Origin of the sequence: Dyella sp., from assembly GCF_036384435.1 — a bacterium.
In the GTDB taxonomy this organism is placed as follows: domain Bacteria; phylum Pseudomonadota; class Gammaproteobacteria; order Xanthomonadales; family Rhodanobacteraceae; genus GSA-30.
Map to the genome: position 1 here is coordinate 1 of NZ_DASVMI010000156.1, position 21,833 is coordinate 21,833.

Here is a 21,833-nt window from a genome sequence, read left to right on the forward strand (position 1 = left end):
GACCTGCGCCGCGAGCGTGGAGCTGCCCAGCAACGAGGCGATCGCCGCACTCAGCGCACCCAGGCGATGGCGGGACGGATGACGACGGGATGCGTGCATGGGCATGGCTTGGCCTCTTCCGTGAACGCGCGCGGGGCGCGAGGTGTCAGTACACATACGTCAACGAGATACCGGTTGCCGGACGCATCGAATCGAGCTGGCGACCACCGCGCAGCGACCATCCGGCAAATGCATCCCAGCTCAGGCGTCCAAGCTGCCCGCGCGCGCCGAGGAAACCGCCGGCCAGGCTCTTGTGCCCGAGCTGGCGCCCACTGGGGCCGCCAACGTGACCGTTATCGAGGCCTGCGTAGAAGGCCAGCGGCCAGCGCTCGGCAGGCAGGCTCCAGGTGTTGCGCCAATACCAGCCACGCTCGGCGGCGAGTGTCTGTTCGCCATCGAAGCCTCGCACGGTATAGCGGCCACCGATGGCGATGAATTCCGAGCCGTAGAGTGTGTGCGGACTGCGCTGGGCGTGGAATTCGCTGGTCCATTGCACGGACCGCCGCCCCAGTCGGAACGGCACGTAGAGCGAGGCATCGAGCACCGTCAGCGCATAGCCAAAACGCGGGCTGTCAGGATGTTGCCCTCCCGGATCGCGCATACCACCGAACCAGTGCACACCCTTGCGCTGTGCAAGTCGTAAATCCAGTTGAGCGTTGCCCAGGTACTGGCGCTGGGAAACCGAAAGCTCGGCCATGGTGGTGTTGCGACGCTGCGTGTCTAGCTCGACGTCTTCGATATAACTGTGTGCCCAGCGCTTGCCTACCCGCAAGGCCAGGGTGGTCTTGCTGCTGCGGCTGCGATGCAGCAGGCGCTGCGCCGAGACGTCGGTGCTGCGCGACGTGCCACGACTGGAGAATGATTGCGCCGATCCGGTGATGGTCTGGCGATAGCGGTAACCGTAGAACGATGCACTGAACAGCCAATTGCCCCAGGGCATCGAATAGTTGCCACTGAGACCCTGCGTCGCCTTGTCGCGGCTGGCCGGTGCGTTGCGGTTGTAGCCCAGCGATAGCAGGTCGTTCGCACCCAGCGGGTTATCTACTGCCAGGGTGGCGCCCGCCTGACCGCGACCGGTCGCGCGCGTGCCGCTGTCATCGAGCGTGGCGATCATGCGCCACGGCCGCGTGCGCCGCCGCTTGATCACCAGGATCGATTCGCCGGGCTGATCACCCGGCGCGATGTCGATGTCCACGTCCTGCGAGGGAACACGCTTGAACTGTTCCAGCGCCTGCTCGATATCGCGCAGATTGAGCAGCGCACCGGGGCGCATGGGTAACGCGCTGCGCCAATGGCCGCCACGCGCGGCGTCATCGTCGCGGATGGATGCAATCGTGCCGGGCACGATCGTCAGCACCAGCGTGCCGTTGGCGATACTCTGCGGCGTCACGCCGATGCGGGTCGTGACATAACCCCTATCGATGGCCAACTCACCGGCCCGGCGAGCGATCAGGTTGATGCCCGCAGGACCAACACAGCGCCCGGCATAGGTGTCGAGGTAACGCTGGATGAATCCGAATGAGTTGGCCTGCTCGCCTTGCAGGTGTATCGAGCGCAGCGTGAAGCACGCTTGTTCGCGTGGCAGGTCGATACGATGAAAATCGCCTGTACCGGGTGACCCCAGGCGCACATCGGGGGCCTCGCGCTCGCGTTCACGCTGATGCGCCTCACGCTCGGCGCGTTCACGCTGTTCCTGCGTATCGGGAGTTACCGACTGTGCACAAGCCAGCCACGGAAACATCCCTGTCAGCGCCAACCACGGCGCCATGCGCACTGCACGACCGCGCGCTACGACCATATCCATTCAATACCCGACCACAAACAGCCCACTCCCGAGGCGGCGAGTCTATCGAGTGCCGCAGTGGCCGCCAGGAGCTGACCGCATTTTTCGTAGTATTCCTAAGGCCCTATCATCCGAAGCGCCAAACGCGTCACGAATCATGCCACGAGCCTTTCCACATCGGCCCCGCAACCGAGGAGCGACTTCAGCTGCGATGCGAGATGCGATGTTGTCGCGGCCTGGAAGTTTCAATACCCCACTCTGCGATTAGATCGCAGATTGCTTCGCGAATGAATTGGCTCCTGCGGCGTGACGCACGCCACCGCCAAAGGGATGGTCTGTCATGTGGTGCTCGCACTTCCATAACTCAATCAGGCAGCACTGCCACCGCACGTGTCCAGCCTGCGCTGGCCGCGCGGATCTTGGCGGGGAAGCAGATCACCGTGAAGCCATCGGCTGGCAGGCTTTCCAGGTTGTGCAATTTTTCGATCTGGCAATAGCCCACGTCGCGCCCGGCCTTGTGACCTTCCCAGATCAGGCTTGCATCGTCGGTTTCAGCGAATCGTCTGGCGGTATGGCTGAAAGGCGCATCCCAGCTCCAGCCATCGGTGCCAACGACGCGTACGCCGCATGACGCAAGGTGCAAGGTCGCATCGCGCCCCATGCCGCAACCGCTGTGGATGTAATCGGAATGCCCATACCGTTCGCCGGCTCGCGTGTTGACGACAACAATCTCCAACGGCTTGAGCGTGTGCCCGATGCGTGCCAGCTCGGCATCGATTTCGTCGGGCGTCACGACGTGACCGTCCGGCAAATGGCGAAAATCCAGCTTCACACCGGGCTGCATGAACCACTCCAGGGGCACTTCGTCGATGGCGATCGCACGACGGCCGCCATCCATCGTCGGGTGATAGTGCCAGGGTGCGTCGATATGCGTGCCGTTGTGCGTGGACAGCGTGATCTCTTCGACCGCCCAGCCCATGCCGTCGGGCAAGCGATCGGTCGTCATGCCGGGAAACGAGCGCACTACGTCGGCGGCCGAATCGCGATGCGTGGTGTAGTGGATCGTCGGCCGCATGAAAGGCGGGTCGGAGATCGTCTCGTTGTCCAGGGTGATGGAAATATCGATGATCCTGCTCATGCTGGAATTCCGTATGTCGAAGAAAGGGGACGGCTCAGGCGCCGACGACGCCGCGCACCTGGCCAAAGCCAAGGGATGCGAAGCCTTCGCGCGCACATCGGCCCTGGAAGGTGATTTCATCGCCGTCTTCCAGGAAACCACGTTGCTCGCCATGAGGTAGCCGCACCGGGCGCGTGCCGCCGTGGGTGAGTTCAAGCAGACTGCTCAATTGTTCGGGCAACGGGCCGGATATGGTGCCGGTGCCAAGCAGGTCGCCCGGCTCCATGTTGCATCCACCGGAACTGTGATGAGCCAGCATCTGCGCGGGTGTCCAGTAAAGGTGCCGCGCGTTGGATCGAAGAATCTCGATCGAGTCGATGCCGTGCTGCCGCATGACGGCCGTTTGCAGCGACACCGACAACTGCACGTCCAGGCCTCCGTGTGCCTGGTCGCTTGCATCGGTCAGGTAAGGCAACGGTGCGGGTAGATCCGGTTCACGCGGCATGGCCGGTACACGGAAGGGCGCGAGTGCGTCGGCCGTGACGATCCATGGCGAAACCATGGTGCCGAAGTTCTTGCTGAGAAACGGTCCCAGCGGAAACATTTCCCAACGCTGGATGTCTCGTGCCGACCAGTCATTGAGCAGGCAATAGCCCGCGATGTGTTCGTGCGCCTGACGCATGGGAATCGGCTGCCCCTGCGCATTGCCGGCACCGACGTAGAAACCCATTTCCAGTTCGAAATCTAACCGCTGGCAGGGTCCGACATCCGGCGCTTCACCCGGCGATCGGGGTGGTCGCTGCCCCAGCGGACGGCGTATCGCCTGGCCCTGCCCCACGCTTACCGACGAGGCGCGACCGTGATAGCCGATCGGCACCCAGGTGTAGTTGGCCGGCAACGGATTTTCCGGCGTGAGCAAGGCACCGGCCGCGCGTGCATGGTAGATACCGGCATAGAAGTCGGTGTAGTTGCCCACGCGAACCGGCAGATGCATCGTGCAGCGACTGCGCTCGTGCAGCAGGCCGTGATGGGCGGCTTCGCGCACGTCGCGGGCAACCTGTTGCACGTCGAGCAACCAGCTTACTTGCCGACGCAAGGCGCGCAACGGAGCCTGTCCTGCCGCGAGCAAGGCGTTGAGCGATCCGGCCTGCCCCAACCGCGCAGCTTCGCCCGCATCGCCGGCAAGCCAGCCACGTGCATGTGCGTATCCGACATCGAGGATCACATCACCGACGGCGATGCCGAACCGGCGTTCGTGTCCATCGAGGCTGAAGATGCCCAATGGCAGGTTCTGGATCGGAAAATCCGTCGTGCCATCGTTGGCGCTGTCGACCCAGCTACGACGAGCCGGATCGTGTGTTGCATCTAGTTCAATCACAGCGATTCCTTGGGGAAGGAGGGAGACGTCAGCTCGTCGCACCGAGCGCATGCGCGGCATCTGTCGCACCGGGACGCCGTGCGAGCAGGCAACAGGCCATCGTGCCGAGCGTCACCACGGCGGTGAACGTCCATGCGGCGAAATAGCCCTCGGACGCGGCAAGCCGGCCGTAGAGCGTGGGCACCAGCACGCCGCCGATCGCGGCGATGGTCAGCAGCAGGCCACATGCGGTGGGGATGTCGGCCAGGCGGATCTGCTGCCGATACAGCCCGGGCGCGGCGACCCACGATACGAACGCCAGGATGCCGGACGCACCGATGATGCCGGCGAGTATGTTCAAGCCGGCCATGCCAACGTGAGGCACGGCCGCCAGCGCCGCGGCCTCGACCACCAGTGCGCCAACCAGAGTGGGTATCACGCCAAGCAGCTTGTCCGCCAGCCAGCCTCCCAGGAAGGAGCCCGGGATACCGCTGAGCAACACGATCACACCCAGCACACCCGCGCTGTGCTGGCCGGCGCCCAGGTGTTGCTGCGCATAGGTCGGCAACAATTCCGCCGCCGTGAAGTAACTGCCATAACCGCCGAGGAAAGCCAGCCCGATGACCCACAGGTCGCGGTTGGCGAAGATGCGCCGGAGCGCGGCTCCATCCAGGTGGCTGCCCTGGGTTTCCCGCCCTTCCATGCCGGGGGGTGAGGGAAACACGAACCACAACGCCACGAAGGTCAGCGCACCGACCGCCGCTCCCATGAGCAATGCCATGCGCCAGCCAAAGGCGGCCACGATGCCGGACCACCCATAAAGCCCCGCCGCGGCACCTACCGTGAAGGCAACGCCGGTGATCAGGCCATTGGCCGTGACCAGTTGATGATCGCGAAACCACGCGGTGGTAAGCCCGATGGCGCTGCCGATGTAGATCGAACCACCCACGCCGCAGATAAACCGGCCGATCAGCAAGGCCGTCAGCGAGTGCGCCTGAGATGACCATACCGAGCCGACCGTCTCCACGGCGATGCCGAACAGCATGGCCCACCGCATACCATACGCCTCGGCCAGCATGCCACCGGGAATGTGTGCGATGCCATAGCCGGCAATAAAAAATCCAACTACTGATCCCAGTTGCGGCAACGACAGGTGAAGATCCGTAGTCAGGTGCCCGAATGTGGGGATCACGTTGAACCAGTTCAGGGTGAACTGCAGAAACGAAAGAAAAATAATGGAGAGCGCAAGCCAGCGATTGTTCACGTCAATAACCTCGCCAAATCGTGGATGGGTCAGAACAGGCGGAACGACACCGATGCGAAGGCGAACGACACCGCCACATCGTTGCGTGTGCGTATGTCCTGCAGATAGCGCAGCGACACCTTGGCGCGACCGAAGTCATAGGCCAGCAGCGGGCCGACGAGCATGTGCTCGAAACGATTGCCGTTACCGACCACGCTGCCGTACTGGCGGTCATCGCTGAACTGGCGCGAATAGTTGCCGATGACGCCCACGGTCCAATGCCCAATCGTGCGGCTGGCGGTCAGATCCAGGTAATACGCGTTGCCAGAGAGATAATCGGTGCGCGAGTTGCGCTTGTTGATGTCCACGACGTTGTTGAGCGTGAGATTCCAGCCGTCGTGCAGCCAGGTCACCGCCCAGCTCGGCTCGACGGTCCAGTAGTCGTTGGCGTAGCTGGTTTGCAAGGTCTTGCCATCACGATAGCGATAGTTGCCTGTGGGAAGGTAGAAGGACATGCCTGCCGACGTGAAAAAGCCATGTCCCAGGTTCCAGGACAGGATGGCCGGCGTAATGATGGGATTGAAGAAACCCGTGGAGCGCGAACGGTACCCGCCAATGGCACGCGTATCGACGTTATGCTGGTCGTAGAAGAAGATCGCATTGGCTGCGTAGTCCGCGCCCAGCAATTTCCATCCCGGCACCCACAGGAACAACGAGGTGTTGGTGTAGTTGCGCAACTTCAACGGGATACCGTGGCCGGCACCGTCTTTGAGCTGGTCACCGTGTGTCAGATAGAATGTGTCGTCGTAGTAAAGCCCCGGTGGCGGCAAGGCACCCGCCGGCACGCCCGTGGTGGCGCCGGGCAGGAATGGACTGAGGTTTTCCGAGGCATGACTGGCCGCCGCCCACGTCAAGCCGATACCGATGATGCAAGCCAATGCCCTGCTGACAATCGTGTTGCGTGACATGCGTGTCCCCCGATGAGATGTGAATGACTCAAATGCGAGGCAGCCACATCCTCATCGCGTTACAAGGCGATGGCTGAAGCTGTCTCTCATGCACAGACATAAAAACGTGCGCTGCCCGATCGGATGCGCCATGCTCCGCATCATCGTGCGGTGGTGGCTTTTATCCTCGCAGTGACCGGGCAAGCTTGGATATGTGGTGCGCCCCGACCTCGAATCTGATGGAGTTTGTACATATGTACAACTTATTGTACGGTTGTGCACCTTGCGGCGCAGCAACGTGTGCCGTATCGAACGCAAGAGCAATCGCGACGAGCGAATGCCCGATGGAGGCAAGTCGCCGATGGCGCGCATAAGCAAGAAAGCCAGCGGTACGGCCGCCTCGAAAAAGAATGTCAGCCCGGCGCGCCGCTCTTCGGTGCCGGCCACGGAAACCGGTCGTGTCGATCGCCGCCAGGACATCCTGCGCAGTGCGGAGTGGCTGTTTTCCAAGCACGGCTACCATCCGGTCACGGTGCGTGACATCGCCGCGCATGCCGGCGTACCGCTGGCCCTGGTGGGTTATTACTTCGGCAAGAAGCATGAGTTGCTCAAGACGATCTTCGAGCATCGCAAGAGCTACATCATCGATCGCATCGCGCGCATGCGACAGGTCGACTGTTCCACCAACAACCCGCGCGCCGTCGAGGATATCGTGCGTGCCTGGGCCGAGCCGGTATTGCAACTTCGCGTCAATCCGGATGGACAACCGTTTTCGGTCCTTGTGGCGCGCTCCATCTGGGAACCGGGTGAAGAGGCGCGCCATGTCGTGACGACGTATTACGACGAACTGGCCGCCGTGTTCATCGAGACAATGTGCAAAGCTTTGCCGAACGTGCATCGCGACAAGGTGGTGTGGGGCTACGAATTCTCCCTTGGTGCCCTGCTGATGCTGATCGCCGATGAACGCGTGGAGCGTCTTTCCCAGCACGGCGCCAAATCGGGCGACGTGGCACAGACCGAGCTGCTCGTGGAATTTCTGACGGCCGGATTCCTGTCAGCGGTGGGGCAGCGGGCATAAGAAGCCATGCCGCTTCGACGTCGAATCCTGTGTCACGCAAGCGCTTGCGCGTCTTGTAGACGTTACCTGCACAAATCGAACGCTCCGGCATGCGGGCGGCGCGCTACACTGATCGCGAACTGGCCAGCCCAAGGATAATTTGCGTGGAGGCATCGATCAGCGTGACGGCCGCCGAAGCCTTGATCGCTTCGAACATAGCCCCCTGGACCACCGAACACGTGCCGCTTGCGCGTGCACAAGGTCGCGTACTGCGGCAGGACCTGCACGCCGATCGTGACCAGCCGCCATTCGATCGCGTGATGATGGATGGCATAGCCTTCGCGCATGGCGATGGTCTGTCACGGTTTCGCCTGGCCGGGACGCAACTGGCCGGTCAGCCGGCGATGACACTCGCCGCACCGCATGACTGCCTGGAAGTGATGACGGGTGCCATGCTGCCGCAAGGTGCCGATACCGTGGTGCCGGTGGAAAGCCTGCGACGCGACGGCACGTTCTTGCATGTGGTCACCGATACGGCGCCCGAACGCGGTCAGTTCGTGCACCGCCAGGGATCGGACTGCCGTGCAGGCGACCTGTTGGTCCCGGCAGGTCGCCTGCTAAGAGCACCGGAGATCGCGGTGCTGGCTACCAATGGCGTGGCCGATGTACAGGTCACGCGGCAACCGGGCATCTCGGTGATCTCCACCGGCGATGAACTGGTGGACGTGGTCGCGGCACCGCAGCCCTGGCAGGTTCGCCGCTCCAACGATTATGGCATCGCTGCTGCTTTGCGCGATGCCCATTTCGATGACGTGTCGTTACATCACGTGGTCGACGATCGCGAACGCGTGCTGTCGCTGCTGACGCAACGGCTCGCCGCCAGCGATGTGCTGGTGCTGTGCGGTGGCGTGTCGATGGGACAACGCGACCTGATCCCTGCCGCCCTGGATACGCTGGGCGTCCGCCGCATCTTTCATCGAATCACCCAGCGGCCAGGCAAGCCGATGTGGTTCGGGGTGTCACCGGAGGGTAAGCCGGTCTTCGCCTTGCCCGGGAATCCGGTGTCGGCACTGGTGTGCACGCTGCGCTACGTGATCCCTGCCCTGCGCCAGGCCAGCGGCATGCCCCCATCCCGAGTGATCTACGTGCGCCTTGCCGCGTCATTGCGCACACATGCCAGTCTCACCTGTTTCATTCCCGTGGCCCTGACCTACGACGAACAGGGCCGCGCCATGGCCCAGCCGGTGCCATCGGCCACATCCGGCGACTTCGCTTCGCTGGCGCGCACGGACGGCATCATCGAACTGCCCCCACGCACCGATCCCCACCCGGTCGGGCATGTCGCCCCCTTCCTTTCGTGGTCATGAATTTCGTTACACCGTATCTGGAGCAAGCCCATGCTGTCGCATGTCGATGAAAACCAGCAGCCGCGCATGGTCGATGTGGGCGACAAGGCCATCACTCGCCGCGAGGCACGTGCGCAGGCCCGTCTGGCCTTTCCACCCGAGGTCGCGGCCGCGCTGCGCGAGGCTGGCTATGTAACGCCCAAGGGCGCCGTCATCACCGTAGCGCAGATCGCTGGCGTGATGGGCGCAAAGGCGACTCCCCAGCTGATACCGCTGTGCCATCCACTGGCCATTGAACGATGCAAGCTGGACATCCATATCCAGGGCGACGAAGCCGTCATCGAATGCGAAGTGGCCTGTCGCGGTACGACTGGCGTGGAGATGGAGGCGCTCACGGGTGCAAGCATCGCCGCGCTGACGATTTATGACATGTGCAAGGCGATGTCGCATGGCATGGTGATTCGCCAAGTGTGCCTGCTCAGCAAGCACGGCGGCAAGCACGACATCGACTTGACGGAGCAACACGAATGAATATGCTTTCCCGCCCGCTGCACGGCCTGTTGCTGACCGGAGGCGCCAGCCGCCGAATGGGCCAAGACAAGGCGCTGTTGGACTATGCGGGCGAGACGCAACTGATTCGCGCCTTTCGTCTGCTGGAGGCCATGGTCGACCGTGCTTTCGTCTCGGTGCGCGAAGACCAGCGCCAGGAAGAAACCCGTCGCCAGTTACCACAAATCGTCGATACCCAGGCCGATATCGGTCCGGCCGCTGGCATCCTGGCTGCCCATGCCGCTCACCCGCGCGCAGCGTGGCTGGTGCTCGCCTGCGACTTGCCGCTGCTCAATCGGGCCACGCTCGACGCCTTGCTGGCCGCGCGCGACCCTGCGCGCGCCGCCACGGCATTCACCAGTGCGTACGATGGCCTGCCTGAGCCCCTGTGCGCCATCTGGGAACCGACCGCCATCGAAGCGCTGGCGCAATCGGTAGCCAACGGGCGCATCTGCCCGCGCAAGGAGCTGTTCCGTCTCGACACCAAGCTGATTGCGCCCGTGGACGCGCAAGCACTGGACAACGCCAATTCACCGGAGGACCGTGACGAAATCCTTGCCAGGTTGAGGAAGGCTTCGTGACGGACAGCCAGGCGTTCATTCCCGATTACTCCCGGCAGGTGCGATTGTCGGCCGTCGGGCCCGAGGGCCAGGCTCGTCTGGGATTGAGTCGCGTGCTGGTGATCGGTGCCGGCGGCCTGGGTTGTCCGGCCTTGACCTATCTGGCCGGTGCCGGCATCGGCCACATCGGCATCGTCGACGGCGATGTGCTGGAGGCGAGCAACCTGCATCGACAGACCTTGTATGACGCGGCAGACGTGGGCAAGCGCAAGGTCGAACTGGCCGCCGCGCGCCTGCGCGCCCTGAACCCGACCGTCAGCATCACCACGATCGGCCACACCCTGGCTGCTGAAGACATCCTGCCGTTGTTTGCCGAGTACGACCTTGTACTCGAGTGCACCGACGACATGCGCAGCCGCTATCTTTGCAACGATGCGGCGGTGCTGACCGGTACGCCGGTGGTCTATGCGAGCGTTTATCAATACGAGGGCCAGTTGCACCTGTACCAGCCTACTGCGGATGCACCCTGCCTGCGCTGCATGTGGCCGGTAGAGCCCGACCCGGCCCAGTTGGGCAGTTGCGCCGTATCCGGCGTGCTTGGGCCCGTGCCCGGCGTACTGGGCACCATGCAGGCCAACGAGGCGCTCAAGATCCTGCTCGGCCTGGGCAGCAAGCTCGAGCATGATCTTCTGCTGATGGACTTGCTCGACATGGATATACGTCGTATCGGTACTGGCCACGCTGGACACGATTGCCATGCGCAGGCACGCCAGGGCCTGGAGCGACGTCGCGCCAGCGAAGCCCTGGAACAGGCCTTTCCCAGCCTTCAGGCCGCGGTACTGGCAGGCTATCGGCTGGTGGACTTGCGCGAAAGCGATGAAATCGAAGGCGATCCGCTGGATGCCGCGGCCTTGTGGATTCCCTCCGGCGACATCGCGCGCCATGCGGCAAGCTTCGCCCACGGACGCTGGCTGCTGATCTGCGCTCGCGGCGCACGCAGCCGTCACAGCGCCGAATGGCTGCGGCGCCACGGTTACCGAAACGTGTTTTCGCTACGCGATGGCTGGATCGGCCTGCGCACACGAACCAGCCCGGCCGCATGAATTCACCGCAGGAATTGCAAACCCTGGTCGCCGCACTATGCGATCTTCGCCGTACGGGTTTTGCGGATGCGGCGGCCATGGCCACGATCACCCAGACGCGCGGCTCCACCTTTCGCCGTGCGGGTACCAGCATGCTGGTGCACGCCGATGGCCGCGTCATCTGCGAACTGGCCGGCGGATGCCCGCAGGCCGACATCGTGCTGCGCGCGCAGCAGGTGATGGAGCAAGGACGTACGCAACTGGTGCACTACAACCGGCAGGACAATTACGATGTTCTGATCGAGACCGGATGTGGCGGCGAATTGAGCGTACTGGTCGAACCGATCAGTGACGAAGATGACCTGCGCTGGCTCGATGCACTCGCGCACGTGCTCGAACAAAGGCAACAAGGCGCCATCGCCACGGTGTTTGCCGATGCCCAGGGCCACGTGCTACCACGTCCCTTGCGCATGTTGTGCGACCAGCAGGGCGTACTCTTCACCAGCATCGGCCAACCTCTGTTGGCCCTCCTTGGCGAGCAGCTCGACCGACTGCACCAGCGGGTCGCCGGATGCGTATTTCCGCCGACACAGGGAGACGCCCAAGTTCTGATGGGGCGGTTGCGCCCACGCCCTGCCTTGGTAATCATTGGCGCGCATGTCGGCGCTCGGGCGATGGCCGATCTGGGCCACGCACTAGGCTGGAAGGTCAGCGTGGTGGATGCCGATGCCGGGCGCCTGTCCATGCTGCCCGAGCATGTCGAGCGTGTCGTCGCCGGGCCCGCCAGCGTGCGTGAGCAGTTGCATCTGGATGAATTCACCGCACTAGTCGCCATGACTCATCGCCTGGAACTGGACCTGGAATATCTGCAGGCCCTGGGCGAGGCGCCACTGAGTTACGTAGGCGCCATCGGTTCGCGCGAGCGTGCCCAACGCATGGCGCACGCGCTCGACGGCAGCATCGATCCGTTGTACATGCCCGCTGGACTGGATATCGGTTCGGATACACCACAGGAAATTGCCCTGGCCGTCACGGCTGAAATCCTGGCGACATTCAATGCACGGGAAGGCCGGCGCCTGAGCCTCACCGCCGGCTCCATCCACTCGTGACCGGTATCGTGCTGCTTGCGGCGGGCGAATCCCGGCGCTTCGGCTCGGCCAAGCAGATGGCCCTGATCGATGATGTGCCGATGCTGCGCCATGCGGCCGCCACGGCCTGCGCCACGGGCCTGCAGGTACTGGCCGTGATCGGTGCACGCGACTCTGACATGCTTCCCCTGTTAGACGGCCTGCCACTGGATATCGTCCGTCATGTACATTGGCGCGACGGCCTGGGTGCTTCGATCGCATTCGGCAGTGCCGAACTTTTACGCAGATACCGACATGTCGACGGGGTGATGATCTGCCTGGCCGACCAGCCGCGCATCACGACCGACGATCTGCTTGCGTTACAAACCAGGCATCGGGCGCATCCTGCGCATATCGTGACCGCGCACTACGCAGGCGCACGAGGCGCACCATGCCTGTTTCCACGTGCCGAGGCCGGTATGCTGATGGGTTTAAGCGGCGACCGGGGCGCACGCGCACTGTTACGCACGCATCCGCGTGTCATCGAAGTGGCCATGCCCCATGCGGCACTCGATGTCGATACGCCGCAGGACCTTCCAGGCCAGCATCGACCTACGATGTAGCCTGCATCTGGCTGCGCACTCGGCCTTCATGAATTTCGAACACGTGCTCGCCCAGTGCGTCGGCGTCAGCCGGATCGTGCGTGATAACCAGCATCTGGAGATTCAGTTGCGCTTGCAGCGTCACCAATTCCCGCCGCATACGCGTCTTCAGCGCCGGATCCAGCGCCGAGAAGGGCTCATCAAGCAGCAATACATCCGGTGCTGCCGCCAAGGCACGCGCCAGGGCGACGCGTTGGCGCTGTCCGCCGGACAACCGCGCCGGATGGCTACTGGCGACGTTGTCCAGTTCGAAAACCTGCAACCATCGCTGCGCCTGCGCAGGAACCGCCGCGCCCCGGCGCGGGTTGAACAGGCCACGCTCGATGCCGAAGACCACGTTCTGCGCGACGGTCAGGTGCGGAAACAGCGCATAGTCCTGAAAGAGATAACCGGCCTTGCGATATCGTGCCGGGATGTTGATCCCGGCACTGCTGTCGTAGAGCAAACGGTCGTTGACTGCAATGCGCCCGGCATCAGGTCGCAATAAGCCGGCGACCGCGCGCAAGGTGATGCTCTTGCCAGCGCCTGAAGGCCCATACAGCACGATGCGGCGACGATCGGAGCGCAAGGCGACATCCAGTTCGAAGCGTCGCTGCCCATCGGTCAACGTGTGCCGCACAGCGATATCGATGGTCATCGGCCCGGCATCCCGCGTGCGTGACGCGGTACCAGCCGGCCGGCCAGCAACAAGGCTGTCACGCAAGTAAACGACGCCACTGCCACCATCGCGTTGGCTCCGGCATCATCACCGGCCTGTACGGCCGCATAGATGGCTACCGACAGGGTCTGCGTGCGACCCGGCAGATTACCGGCAATCATCAGCGTGGCGCCGAATTCACCCAACGCGCGCGCGAACGCCAGCAGGGCGCCCGCCGTGATGCCCTTGGCCGCCAATGGCAGCGACACCCGGAAGAACACTGCCCACTCGGACAGTCCCAGCACCCGCGCAGCGCCCTCAAGGTGCGGATCGACGTCTTCGAAAGCGGCTCGCGCAGCCTTCTGGATCATCGGAAAGGCCACCAGCGTCGAGGCGATGACAGCACCTTGCCACGTGAATACCGGGCTTAAACCCCAGCCATCCAGCCAATGCCCGAGCACACCACGGCGGCCAAGCAGGACCAGCAGATAGTAGCCAAGCACGGTCGGCGGCAATACCAGCGGCAGGGTCAGCAGAGAGTCGACCAGATCAGCAAACCCCGAACGCCAGCGAGACAGCCCATAGGCCACCGCCGTCCCGAAAAGCAGGTTCAGACCAGTAGCCCATAGCGCGACTTTCAACGACAGAAGTAGCGGCGCCCAGATATCCATCCGTTCGATCAGGGTTTGCCGAATCCGAATTGCGAGAGCACCGCCTGCCCGTCCGGCGACAGCACGAAGGCTGCGAACGCCTGGGCCTGCGCCTGATGCCTGGATTGTGCGATCACGGCCAACGGATAGGTAATCGGTTTTTCGTTCGGTACGGTCATGATCACCTTGACCTTATTCTTGGCGATGGCCGCATCGGTGGCAAAGACGAAGCCGGCATCGACCTCGTCACGCGCCACATAATCCAGGCTCTGGCGCACGTTCTGCGCCAATACTGTCTTGGCTGACAAACCCTGCCACAGCCCCTGCGCTGCGAGCGCTCCCTGGGTGTAACGCCCGACCGGCACGGAGGCCGGATCGCCAGCGGCAATGCGCTTGATCGACGGCTGCGTGAGATCGCGCAGGCTGGAAATCTTCAGCGTACTGGCGGCCGGAGCGATCAGCACCAGTTGATTGGAGGCGAAATCCTTGCGCGAACCCTTGAGCACGACATCCTGCTGCACGGCCTTGTCCATCGCGGTCTGGTCGGCCGAGGCAAACACGTCCACCGGAGCGCCGTTGGCAATCTGCTGGAGCAGCACGTCCGACGCGGCGAAATTCAATACGACATGCGTGTCGGGATGCTTGGCCTCGTAGGCCTTGGCGACCTGCTGGAATGCGTTGGTCAGGCTCGACGCGCCTGATACCACCAGATCATCGGCGTGCGCCAGGCCTGGACCAACGGCCAGCCACGCCAGCAACAACCAACTCGATGTACGGGTAGATGCCATGGGTGCTCCGGCGTGCGAGGAAGACGGGACTATAAGGGATGATGGATGGGCATGAAGAGGTGTGGTGCAAGTCAATCAAGCCGTGTTGACCGGCAACGGCATCGTATTGCCGGACTGACGTGCGAGATGGATGAGAATGAAGGCGCGCCGTCGACCGCTTTCGCTGAAGGCGCGCTATGGGTTTCCCTTTCGGCTCCTGGCGATCTCGACCAGTTCATCGACCGCCCGCCACATCGGCGCCGGGTCGCTATCGATGACGGTCCATAACGTGGCGCCTTCGATCCGAGCCAAGGCATCCATCGCCATCGCCCTGGCGGTCTGCGCGTCGAAGGCGGCGCCAAGCATCGCGGCCATGGCGTCGCGCTGCTGGCGAAAATAGCTGCGCACCGCATCGGCCGCCTCGGGTGTGTCGTCACCGACGTCGTAGGCCAGGTGCAGGCAGACGCAACGCTGTCGCGCCACCAGATCGGCCGCCATCGCACGCAATACCGCTTCATAGCGAGCCAGCCAGTCACCGGATGCATCAGGCAAGGCTGCATCCATTTCCCGAGAGGTCAGGGCCAGCACTTCGGGAACCAGCGATTCCTTGGTAGGAAAGCGCGTGTAGAGGCTGGGCTTCTTGATGCCCACGCGTGTAGCCAAATCCTGCATGGAGGCCCCGGCGTAGCCATGCACGCGGAAGAGTTCGCGCGCCTCGCTAATGATGTTGTCCAGGCTTGTTTTCATATCTTGGTCGTCATAACCTACCGATCGTTAGGTAGTATTCTAAAGTCATTCGAACTGCACTCAAGCACTTTCCATTACATAAAGCACTGGAGAATTCTCATGCAACCCCAAGATTCCATTAATCAAGAGGCCCTCATGACTCGCCGCAAGCTATTGACGGCGACCGCACTGGCTACCGCAGCAGCTGCCACCAGCTCGTTCGCTGCACCAGGGGATTCGGTATCCAAGAGCCCCACGGCGCCTGCCCATGGTGGCACTGTTTCGTATCGTTCGCAGAAAGTCGGTGAGGTGGAGGTGTTCTATCGCGAAGCCGGTCCGGCCGATGCACCGGTGGTCCTGCTGTTACATGGCTTTCCCACAGCTAGCCACATGTTCCGCGACCTGATGCCACAGCTGTCTGGGCGCTACCGGGTGATCGCACCGGACCTGCCCGGCTTCGGGCAAACCAAGGCGCCGCCGCGCGGCCAATTCGACTACACCTTCGACAACCTGGCCCGCGTCATCGAAGGATTCATTGACGCGTTGGCGCTCAAGCACTACGCCTTGTACATCTTCGACTACGGCGCCCCTACCGGCTTGCGCCTGGCCATGGCACACCCCGAGCGCGTGACCGCAATCATCACGCAGAACGGCAATGCCTATGTCGATGGTTTCAGCGATGCATGGGAGCCGTGGCAGACCTATTGGCGCGAACCCACGCCCGCGCATCGCGACGCCTGCCGGGAAGCGCTGTCACCGCAGGTGATCCGCGACGTGCAATACCTGCACGGCGCAGCAGCCGAACGCGTATCCCCCGATGGCTACACGCTGGACATCGCCTATATGGCACGCCCCGGCATGGATGACATCCAGCTCGACCTCATCCTGGATTACCGCAGCAACGTCGCACGTTATCCGCAGTTCCAGGAATACTTTCGCACGCATCGCCCGCCGCTACTGGCCGTATGGGGCAAGCACGACCCGTTCTTCATCCCGCCGGGTGCCAAGGCCTATCAGCGCGATATACCGGACGCGGAAGTCCACTTGCTCGACGCCGGCCACTTCGCACTGGAGACCCATGCTGTGGAGATAGGCGGGTATATCCGGGAATTCCTGGGACGCAAATTACGCGGCTGAGCCTTTGGAGAGGGGGGCGGAGTCGCAAGTTCGCCAATGCGAGGCGTCTTGAGGGCAGCATCAGCGGTTCGGTCACCTTGGGGCTACCGGCAACGTTGAACCATGAGCGCTCCACCCGCTTCCCCTATCCACTTAAGAAACTCGCGCCAACCACGTCGCCAATCCTTGCACGCCATGGAAATCGTCGAGGCTTCGTGCCGGCAGATTGGGGTAAGCCGAGACGGCCATGTCGGCCAGGGCCCGGCCGGGTCCCAGTTCGAGGAAAGCCGATGCGCCAGCCTCGATGCATCCCTCCAGGCAGGCTGCCCAGTCGATGGGGTGCGAGAGCTGCCGGGAGAGTTTGTCCACACCCTCGTCGATATCCAGTACGGATGCGCCATCGATTCCGCTGAGCAGACGCACGCCATGCGAAAGCCGCGCGGCGAATGAGGCCTGGCGCAATACCTGTGCGAAAGCCGATGATGCCTCGGCCAGCAGCGGTGTGTGCGAGGCTATGTTTACGTGCACCGGCACCACGCGTGCTGCCCCCAGATGGCGGGCCTGTGCGGCGATGCTCGCCAGGGCATCGCGCATGCCGCCAATGACCCAGGCGTCGCCGGGATTGACGATGGCGATGGCCGCCTCGCGTCCCAGGCAAAGCTGCTCAACTCGCTGGCGACCCAATCCACGCACGAACAGCATGCCCTGCTCGCCGTGACGCGCCGCGTCCATGGCCTGGGCGCGCGCGGCAACCAGATCCAGCGTGACCTCGGCGGGCAGGAGTCGGGCCACCCCCCAGGCGGCCATCTCACCGACACTGTAACCGGCGATGCAACGCCGCTGGGGCAACAGCTCACTGACCAGCGCCATCGCGGCAAGCGCCTGCACGGTGCACAGCAATTGCGCGCTGCGATTGCTGAATAAATCTTCGCCCGATGCCTGCGCGACCCACGCGCGTGGATCATGTCCAAGCAGCGACGCGGCATGCGCAAACCAGGGCTGTGCGGCACTTACCTGCCCGGTCAACGCGAACATGTCCGCATGTTGCGCGCCTTGTCCGGAACATAGAATGGCCAGCGTCATGATTGCTCCGATGCCTCAACCGTAAAGCCACGCAATGGCAACGGCCAGGGTCACGGCACTGACCAGCGTACTGGCGATCACGGCCGACCCGGCGTCCTCCGAGCGATGACCATAGCTGGAACCGAACAAGATGCCGAAGAAACCCGACGGCAATGCAGCCATCAGGATCGCCACATGGGCGATATCCTTGGGGGAATCGAGCAACGTGGCAATTCCCCAGGCGATCAGTGGCTGGATAACGTTGGTCACCACGACCGCGAACACGACGTTGCCACGCAGGCGGAATCTTTGCGCCGACAGGATCAGACCGGTCACGAACAAGGCCATGCCGCCAGCCGCTTGCCCGATCAACTTGAACGAGGCGATGGCTACCGCAGGCAATGCCAGGCCCAGCAACGAACACAGGGTGCCGGCGATCGGGGCCAGCACGATGGGACGAGTGATGGCGTGCGTGATGGCATGCCGTATAGGTCCCTGGCCGTGGCTACTTTTGGAGCCACGTTCAGCCGCCGAAAGCTCCAGCAACGCCAAGGTGATCGGTGATGGCAACAGGGCGCCGGTAGCGATGGCCACGGCGACCGGCACGATCTGGTTGGCCCCGAGCATCGCCGCTACCACCGGTAGGCCGGCGGCGGCATAGTTGGGTAGCGACACCGACAACGTCTGCACCGCCGATTCGGCCAGCGAACGCTTGAACACGTGCCGCTGCACGAAGAACCAGCACGGATAGACCAACATCATGGCTGCGCCAAGGATCACCACGATCGGCCACTGCGCCAGCATCGCCGCTCGTGGAGTCATTGCCGTGGCGGCCAACAGCGATGCGGGGATGGCATAACGCATGACCACGGCGTTGAGCTGGGCTACGTTGCTGTTGTCGACGATGCGCCACCTGCCCGCCGAATAGCCGAGCAAAAGCACGAAGAAAATCGGCACCAGCGCCGATACGATGATCGTTACCATGCGTCCCTCCCGAGCGTTTGCACAAACAGACTCATCGCCAGAAGATCGGCTGCCCCACCCGGACTGAGTCGACGTTCCACGAAAGCGCGATGTACGGCGATGGCATCGTCGCGCCAGTGGTGTTGTCCTACGCCGCCACGCCGCAAAAATGCCGCCGCCGACTGCCGCGCGAAATGCAGCCCGTCGCGACCGCCCCGATGCAGCAGATTGGTGTCCTCGGTATGGGCGATCAGCGCCATGCATGCATGCACACGCACCGCCTCGGCGTCGTCATGCAGCTTGGCAGCGTGCCGCAACGCCGGCAGACCTGTGGCGTAGATACCAGGGAAACCTGTCGCCGCCTCCTGCCTTGCTCCGCCTGCGCCATGGCGACGACGCGCCACTTCCCCGTGGCTACCGACCAGACGCGGACCGATCAGGATTTCTTCGCCCCAACGCGTGGCCACCACGTCGCCCAGGCGCCGTGTATCGCCCGAACCATCACACCAGCCCGCGGCGGCGCACAGCAGGCCAAGGCCGAAAATCGCACCACGATGCGTATTGACGCCATGCGTGGCTTCCAGCATGGCGCGTTCGGCGCGCAAGCCGATGCGGCGCAACGCCTGCATCGACTCACCCCGTGCGCCAGCCATGGCCAGTTCGACGAAGTAAGGCTCCAACGCATTCGCACTGGCATGAAACGTAGCCGCGTCCATGTCGTCATGACTGCCGCGGTCGACATGGCTGACGAGGCCGGGCTTGGGATAGGTCTCAAGTTCCTGACGCAGGCTGTCGGCGGCGCAGCGCCCGATGACCCAGACAGGCGATGACCTGGCCACTCGCTGCGCCATGGTCGGCAGCGCGTCGCCAGGCCCCTTCATGCGGCGAACGCCTCAAGACGATGCATCTGCAGCCCATGTGAGGTCTTGATCGCCACCTCATCCGTGCAAGCACGCGCCTCGCGCCAATTCACACCCGCACCGTCGGCACGCAGCAATTCGCCATCGATGCGCATGGGCGCATGCGCGTCGACACTGGCCAGCTCATCGAGAAAATGATGCAGGCGCGGCCTGGCAGGCAAGGTCCAAGTCATGTCCAGGTCCGATTGAGGTGACAGGTATGGCAGCCCGGTCATCCATTGCCATGCCAGGCTCCCGAACACGTGCTGGCGCACGCCATAGCGGGCAGCCAACGCCAGCAACTGCAACAGGCTGTGCTCCCACGCCTCCGGCGCAGCGATGATCGCTTGGCCCAGGCGCGGTAGCGCGGATACCGCCTCGATATCGGCCAGGGATACGGCCAGCGCAATACGCTGCTTGCCCGTCGACGGCGGCAAGGGAATACCCAGAGGTATACCTGCTTCGCCAACGATCGGACGACGTACGACCAGCGGCCAACGCCGCCGTCCCCATTCGCGTAGCAGCGGCGTACCCTCATGCACAGGTTGTGCGCCAAGCCACGCATCCCAGCAGCGCGGGGTCAGCCGCACCAACTGATGCCGCTTCAGCAGTTGATCAGAGCCCAGCGCGTGCCAGTCCATACACTCGCTCCGCGATATCGGCGGCCTTGGGTCGCCCGCCACGCTGTTTACCCCACTGGTCGCGTCGGTCGCTCCCGGTCGTGGACTGACGAAGAACATCGGACAGTTGCTCGCTCAACGAGCGCGCAGGATCGAACGTGCCGGCCACGGCACCCGTCTGCGTCAGGTTGGCCAGCCCTGGCGCAAATACCGCCGTGGTGCGGGATTTCTCCTGCAACACCTCCAGCGGCAACTTGGTCACGCGGGCCATGGATGGCAGGTCCATCACGGCTGGTTCGGCACCTGGCAGCGCCACCAAGGTGCGCGTGGCCAGCGCCGTGGCGATGAATGCGCCTGCCGCCGTATAGCCATACAACAGGCCGATCGTCGGATGGTCCAGGGTATCGGCCAGGATCAGGCACTTGGCCAGGTGCGCCAGGCACTCGTTGAGGCCAAGCAGTTCGTCGCGCTTGCTCATGCGCTGGCTATCGCTGTCGATCAGCACCAGGATCGGCGTGCGATCACCACGATCCACGACCGCCAGCACCTTGCCAGCAAGCAAGACTGCTTCATCCACGCCCACCGCGGTGCGGTCGGACACGCCGATCACCTGGATGACCTGCCCCGAAACCAGCGCAGCTTGTCCGTGCAACATCCCGCCTTCGCGGCTGATGGCATGCCCACCGGGAAACAGCGACGCGAGTATGTCATCGAGCATCATGATGAGAATTCTCCAGCGAAGCGACAACGTCCACGAATGCCTCATGCGACATGTCGGCGACCTGCTCGGGTGCCGGCACGCCGCGGGCACGCCACAGATCGAGCGCGTCGGTACAGGCACCGAATCGCTCCAGCCGTTGTTCCAGGCGCGCCTGCTCGGCCGCCAGGGTCTGAGTATTCAAGCCATGCGTGTGGGCAAGCAGCGCGACCGCCACCCCATGGAAACTGGCCAGGCTGTCATCGGCAAAACCATCGGCGCCGCCGATCAGGCGACGATGCTTGCCGCCCATCGTGCGCCACACCAGCGCGCGATCGCGTGAATCGAATTCCTCGATACCACGGTTGGTTTCGATCACTTCCGGGCCGGACACGCTGATGCGGCCTTGCTCGGACACCGCCAGCGCTGAACAGCAACCGGCGATCAGGCCGCCTCCGGCGTAACAGCCAGCCCGCCCTCCGATCAGGCCAATGACCGGCACGCCGGCCAGTCGCGCCTCGATCAGCGCGCGCATGATTTCTGCGATGGCCAGTGCGCCCGCGTTGGCTTCCGGCAAGCGCACGCCGCCGGTATCGAACAGCAACAACACCGGTACCGAACCGATGTCGCGCGCCGCGCGCAGCAAACCGGTGAGCTTGGCACCATGCACTTCGCCGAACGAGCCGCCCATGAAGCGCCCTTCCTGCGCGGCTACGAAAACGACCTTGCCGTCCAGAAGGCCGCGCCCGACGATCATGCCGTCATCGAACTGTTGTGGCAGGTCGAACAGGGGCAGGTGCGGACTGGTCTGGCGATCCTGCGGTCCGATGAATTCCTCGAAACTGCCTCCGTCGAGCAGACCATCAATGCGCTGACGCGCCGAGGCT

The 21,833-nt window shown here is 63.5% G+C and carries 23 protein-coding genes; 8 read left to right on the plus strand and 15 right to left on the minus strand.

The features are described 5' to 3' along the window. Positions 1-145: 145 nt before the first annotated feature. From VF436_RS15020 to VF436_RS15040, 5 genes are all read right to left on the minus strand, one after another. Positions 146-1,843: a ShlB/FhaC/HecB family hemolysin secretion/activation protein gene (locus tag VF436_RS15020; protein WP_330904838.1), complete on the minus strand. Its 1,698-nt coding sequence runs from the start codon at positions 1,841-1,843 to the stop codon at positions 146-148. A gap of 343 nt (positions 1,844-2,186) precedes the next feature. Then, positions 2,187-2,960, minus strand: a complete 774-nt coding sequence (locus tag VF436_RS15025; RefSeq protein WP_330904839.1) for a cyclase family protein — start codon at positions 2,958-2,960, stop codon at positions 2,187-2,189. Between the two features lie 34 nt (positions 2,961-2,994). Beyond that, entirely contained in the window at positions 2,995-4,317 is a 1,323-nt protein-coding gene (gene fahA / locus VF436_RS15030; protein WP_330904840.1) for a fumarylacetoacetase, read from the minus strand. Between the two features lie 28 nt (positions 4,318-4,345). Then, complete coding sequence (locus VF436_RS15035; RefSeq protein ID WP_330904841.1) at positions 4,346-5,560, minus strand: MFS transporter; 1,215 nt, start codon at positions 5,558-5,560, stop codon at positions 4,346-4,348. 29 nt (positions 5,561-5,589) lie between these two features. Continuing rightward, on the minus strand, positions 5,590-6,507 hold the full coding sequence (locus tag VF436_RS15040; RefSeq protein WP_330904842.1) for a SphA family protein: 918 nt from the start codon (positions 6,505-6,507) through the stop codon (positions 5,590-5,592). 262 nt (positions 6,508-6,769) lie between these two features. Between VF436_RS15040 and VF436_RS15045 the strand changes: the two genes are divergently transcribed. The 7 genes from VF436_RS15045 (at position 6,770) to VF436_RS15075 (ending at position 12,770) form a co-directional block, all read left to right on the plus strand. Beyond that, positions 6,770-7,564: a TetR/AcrR family transcriptional regulator gene (locus VF436_RS15045; protein ID WP_330904843.1), complete on the plus strand. Its 795-nt coding sequence runs from the start codon at positions 6,770-6,772 to the stop codon at positions 7,562-7,564. Positions 7,565-7,707: 143 nt separating this feature from the next. After that, a complete protein-coding gene (locus VF436_RS15050) occupies positions 7,708-8,910 on the plus strand; it encodes a molybdopterin molybdotransferase MoeA (protein WP_330904844.1) in 1,203 nt (400 codons plus the stop codon). A 30-nt stretch (positions 8,911-8,940) separates the two neighbouring features. Next, positions 8,941-9,420, plus strand: coding sequence for a cyclic pyranopterin monophosphate synthase MoaC (gene moaC / locus VF436_RS15055; RefSeq protein WP_330904845.1), 480 nt, complete (start codon positions 8,941-8,943; stop codon positions 9,418-9,420). Beyond that, positions 9,417-10,019 carry an NTP transferase domain-containing protein gene (locus VF436_RS15060; RefSeq protein WP_330904846.1) on the plus strand — a complete coding sequence of 201 codons (603 nt, stop codon included), beginning with the start codon at positions 9,417-9,419 and terminating at the stop codon, positions 10,017-10,019. Before moaC ends, VF436_RS15060 begins: the two co-directional genes overlap by 4 nt. Further along, the gene (locus tag VF436_RS15065) at positions 10,016-11,101 is read left to right on the plus strand and encodes a HesA/MoeB/ThiF family protein (protein WP_330904847.1); all 1,086 of its coding nucleotides are present in this window, start codon (positions 10,016-10,018) and stop codon (positions 11,099-11,101) included. Before VF436_RS15060 ends, VF436_RS15065 begins: the two co-directional genes overlap by 4 nt. Next, positions 11,098-12,189, plus strand: coding sequence for an XdhC family protein (locus VF436_RS15070; protein WP_330904848.1), 1,092 nt, complete (start codon positions 11,098-11,100; stop codon positions 12,187-12,189). The genes VF436_RS15065 and VF436_RS15070 overlap by 4 nt, the downstream gene beginning before the upstream one ends. Further along, complete coding sequence (locus VF436_RS15075) at positions 12,186-12,770, plus strand: nucleotidyltransferase family protein (RefSeq protein ID WP_330904849.1); 585 nt, start codon at positions 12,186-12,188, stop codon at positions 12,768-12,770. Before VF436_RS15070 ends, VF436_RS15075 begins: the two co-directional genes overlap by 4 nt. On the opposite strand, the gene VF436_RS15080 is transcribed toward VF436_RS15075, so the two are convergent. From VF436_RS15080 to VF436_RS15095, 4 genes are all read right to left on the minus strand, one after another. Further along, entirely contained in the window at positions 12,760-13,446 is a 687-nt protein-coding gene (locus VF436_RS15080) for an ATP-binding cassette domain-containing protein (protein WP_330904850.1), read from the minus strand. The genes VF436_RS15075 and VF436_RS15080 overlap by 11 nt on opposite strands. Beyond that, entirely contained in the window at positions 13,443-14,117 is a 675-nt protein-coding gene (gene modB / locus VF436_RS15085; protein WP_330904851.1) for a molybdate ABC transporter permease subunit, read from the minus strand. Before modB ends, VF436_RS15080 begins: the two co-directional genes overlap by 4 nt. 8 nt (positions 14,118-14,125) lie before the next feature. Beyond that, positions 14,126-14,884 (minus strand): molybdate ABC transporter substrate-binding protein, encoded by a 759-nt coding sequence (gene modA, locus VF436_RS15090; protein ID WP_330904852.1) that lies wholly within the window; start codon positions 14,882-14,884, stop codon positions 14,126-14,128. 174 nt (positions 14,885-15,058) lie between these two features. Then, complete coding sequence (locus VF436_RS15095) at positions 15,059-15,610, minus strand: helix-turn-helix domain-containing protein (protein WP_330904853.1); 552 nt, start codon at positions 15,608-15,610, stop codon at positions 15,059-15,061. Positions 15,611-15,745: 135 nt separating this feature from the next. On the opposite strand from VF436_RS15095, the gene VF436_RS15100 reads away from it, so the two are divergent. Next, the gene (locus VF436_RS15100; RefSeq protein ID WP_330904854.1) at positions 15,746-16,726 is read left to right on the plus strand and encodes an alpha/beta hydrolase; all 981 of its coding nucleotides are present in this window, start codon (positions 15,746-15,748) and stop codon (positions 16,724-16,726) included. Positions 16,727-16,858: 132 nt separating this feature from the next. Here VF436_RS15100 and VF436_RS15105 read toward each other — a convergent pair whose 3' ends face one another. The 6 genes from VF436_RS15105 to VF436_RS15130 all read right to left on the minus strand — a co-directional run. Beyond that, positions 16,859-17,788 carry a malonate decarboxylase subunit epsilon gene (locus tag VF436_RS15105; RefSeq protein WP_330904855.1) on the minus strand — a complete coding sequence of 310 codons (930 nt, stop codon included), beginning with the start codon at positions 17,786-17,788 and terminating at the stop codon, positions 16,859-16,861. A gap of 15 nt (positions 17,789-17,803) precedes the next feature. Beyond that, entirely contained in the window at positions 17,804-18,751 is a 948-nt protein-coding gene (locus tag VF436_RS15110; RefSeq protein WP_330904856.1) for an AEC family transporter, read from the minus strand. Next, positions 18,745-19,611 carry a triphosphoribosyl-dephospho-CoA synthase MdcB gene (mdcB, locus tag VF436_RS15115; RefSeq protein ID WP_330904857.1) on the minus strand — a complete coding sequence of 289 codons (867 nt, stop codon included), beginning with the start codon at positions 19,609-19,611 and terminating at the stop codon, positions 18,745-18,747. The genes VF436_RS15110 and mdcB overlap by 7 nt, the downstream gene beginning before the upstream one ends. Further along, positions 19,608-20,270, minus strand: coding sequence for a malonate decarboxylase holo-[acyl-carrier-protein] synthase (gene mdcG / locus VF436_RS15120; protein WP_330904858.1), 663 nt, complete (start codon positions 20,268-20,270; stop codon positions 19,608-19,610). The genes mdcB and mdcG overlap by 4 nt, the downstream gene beginning before the upstream one ends. Further along, a complete protein-coding gene (gene mdcE, locus VF436_RS15125) occupies positions 20,245-20,970 on the minus strand; it encodes a biotin-independent malonate decarboxylase subunit gamma (RefSeq protein ID WP_330904859.1) in 726 nt (241 codons plus the stop codon). Before mdcE ends, mdcG begins: the two co-directional genes overlap by 26 nt. Continuing rightward, the coding region (locus VF436_RS15130; protein WP_330904860.1) for a biotin-independent malonate decarboxylase subunit beta at positions 20,957-21,833 on the minus strand (877 nt) is incomplete at its 5' end. The genes mdcE and VF436_RS15130, both read right to left, overlap by 14 nt.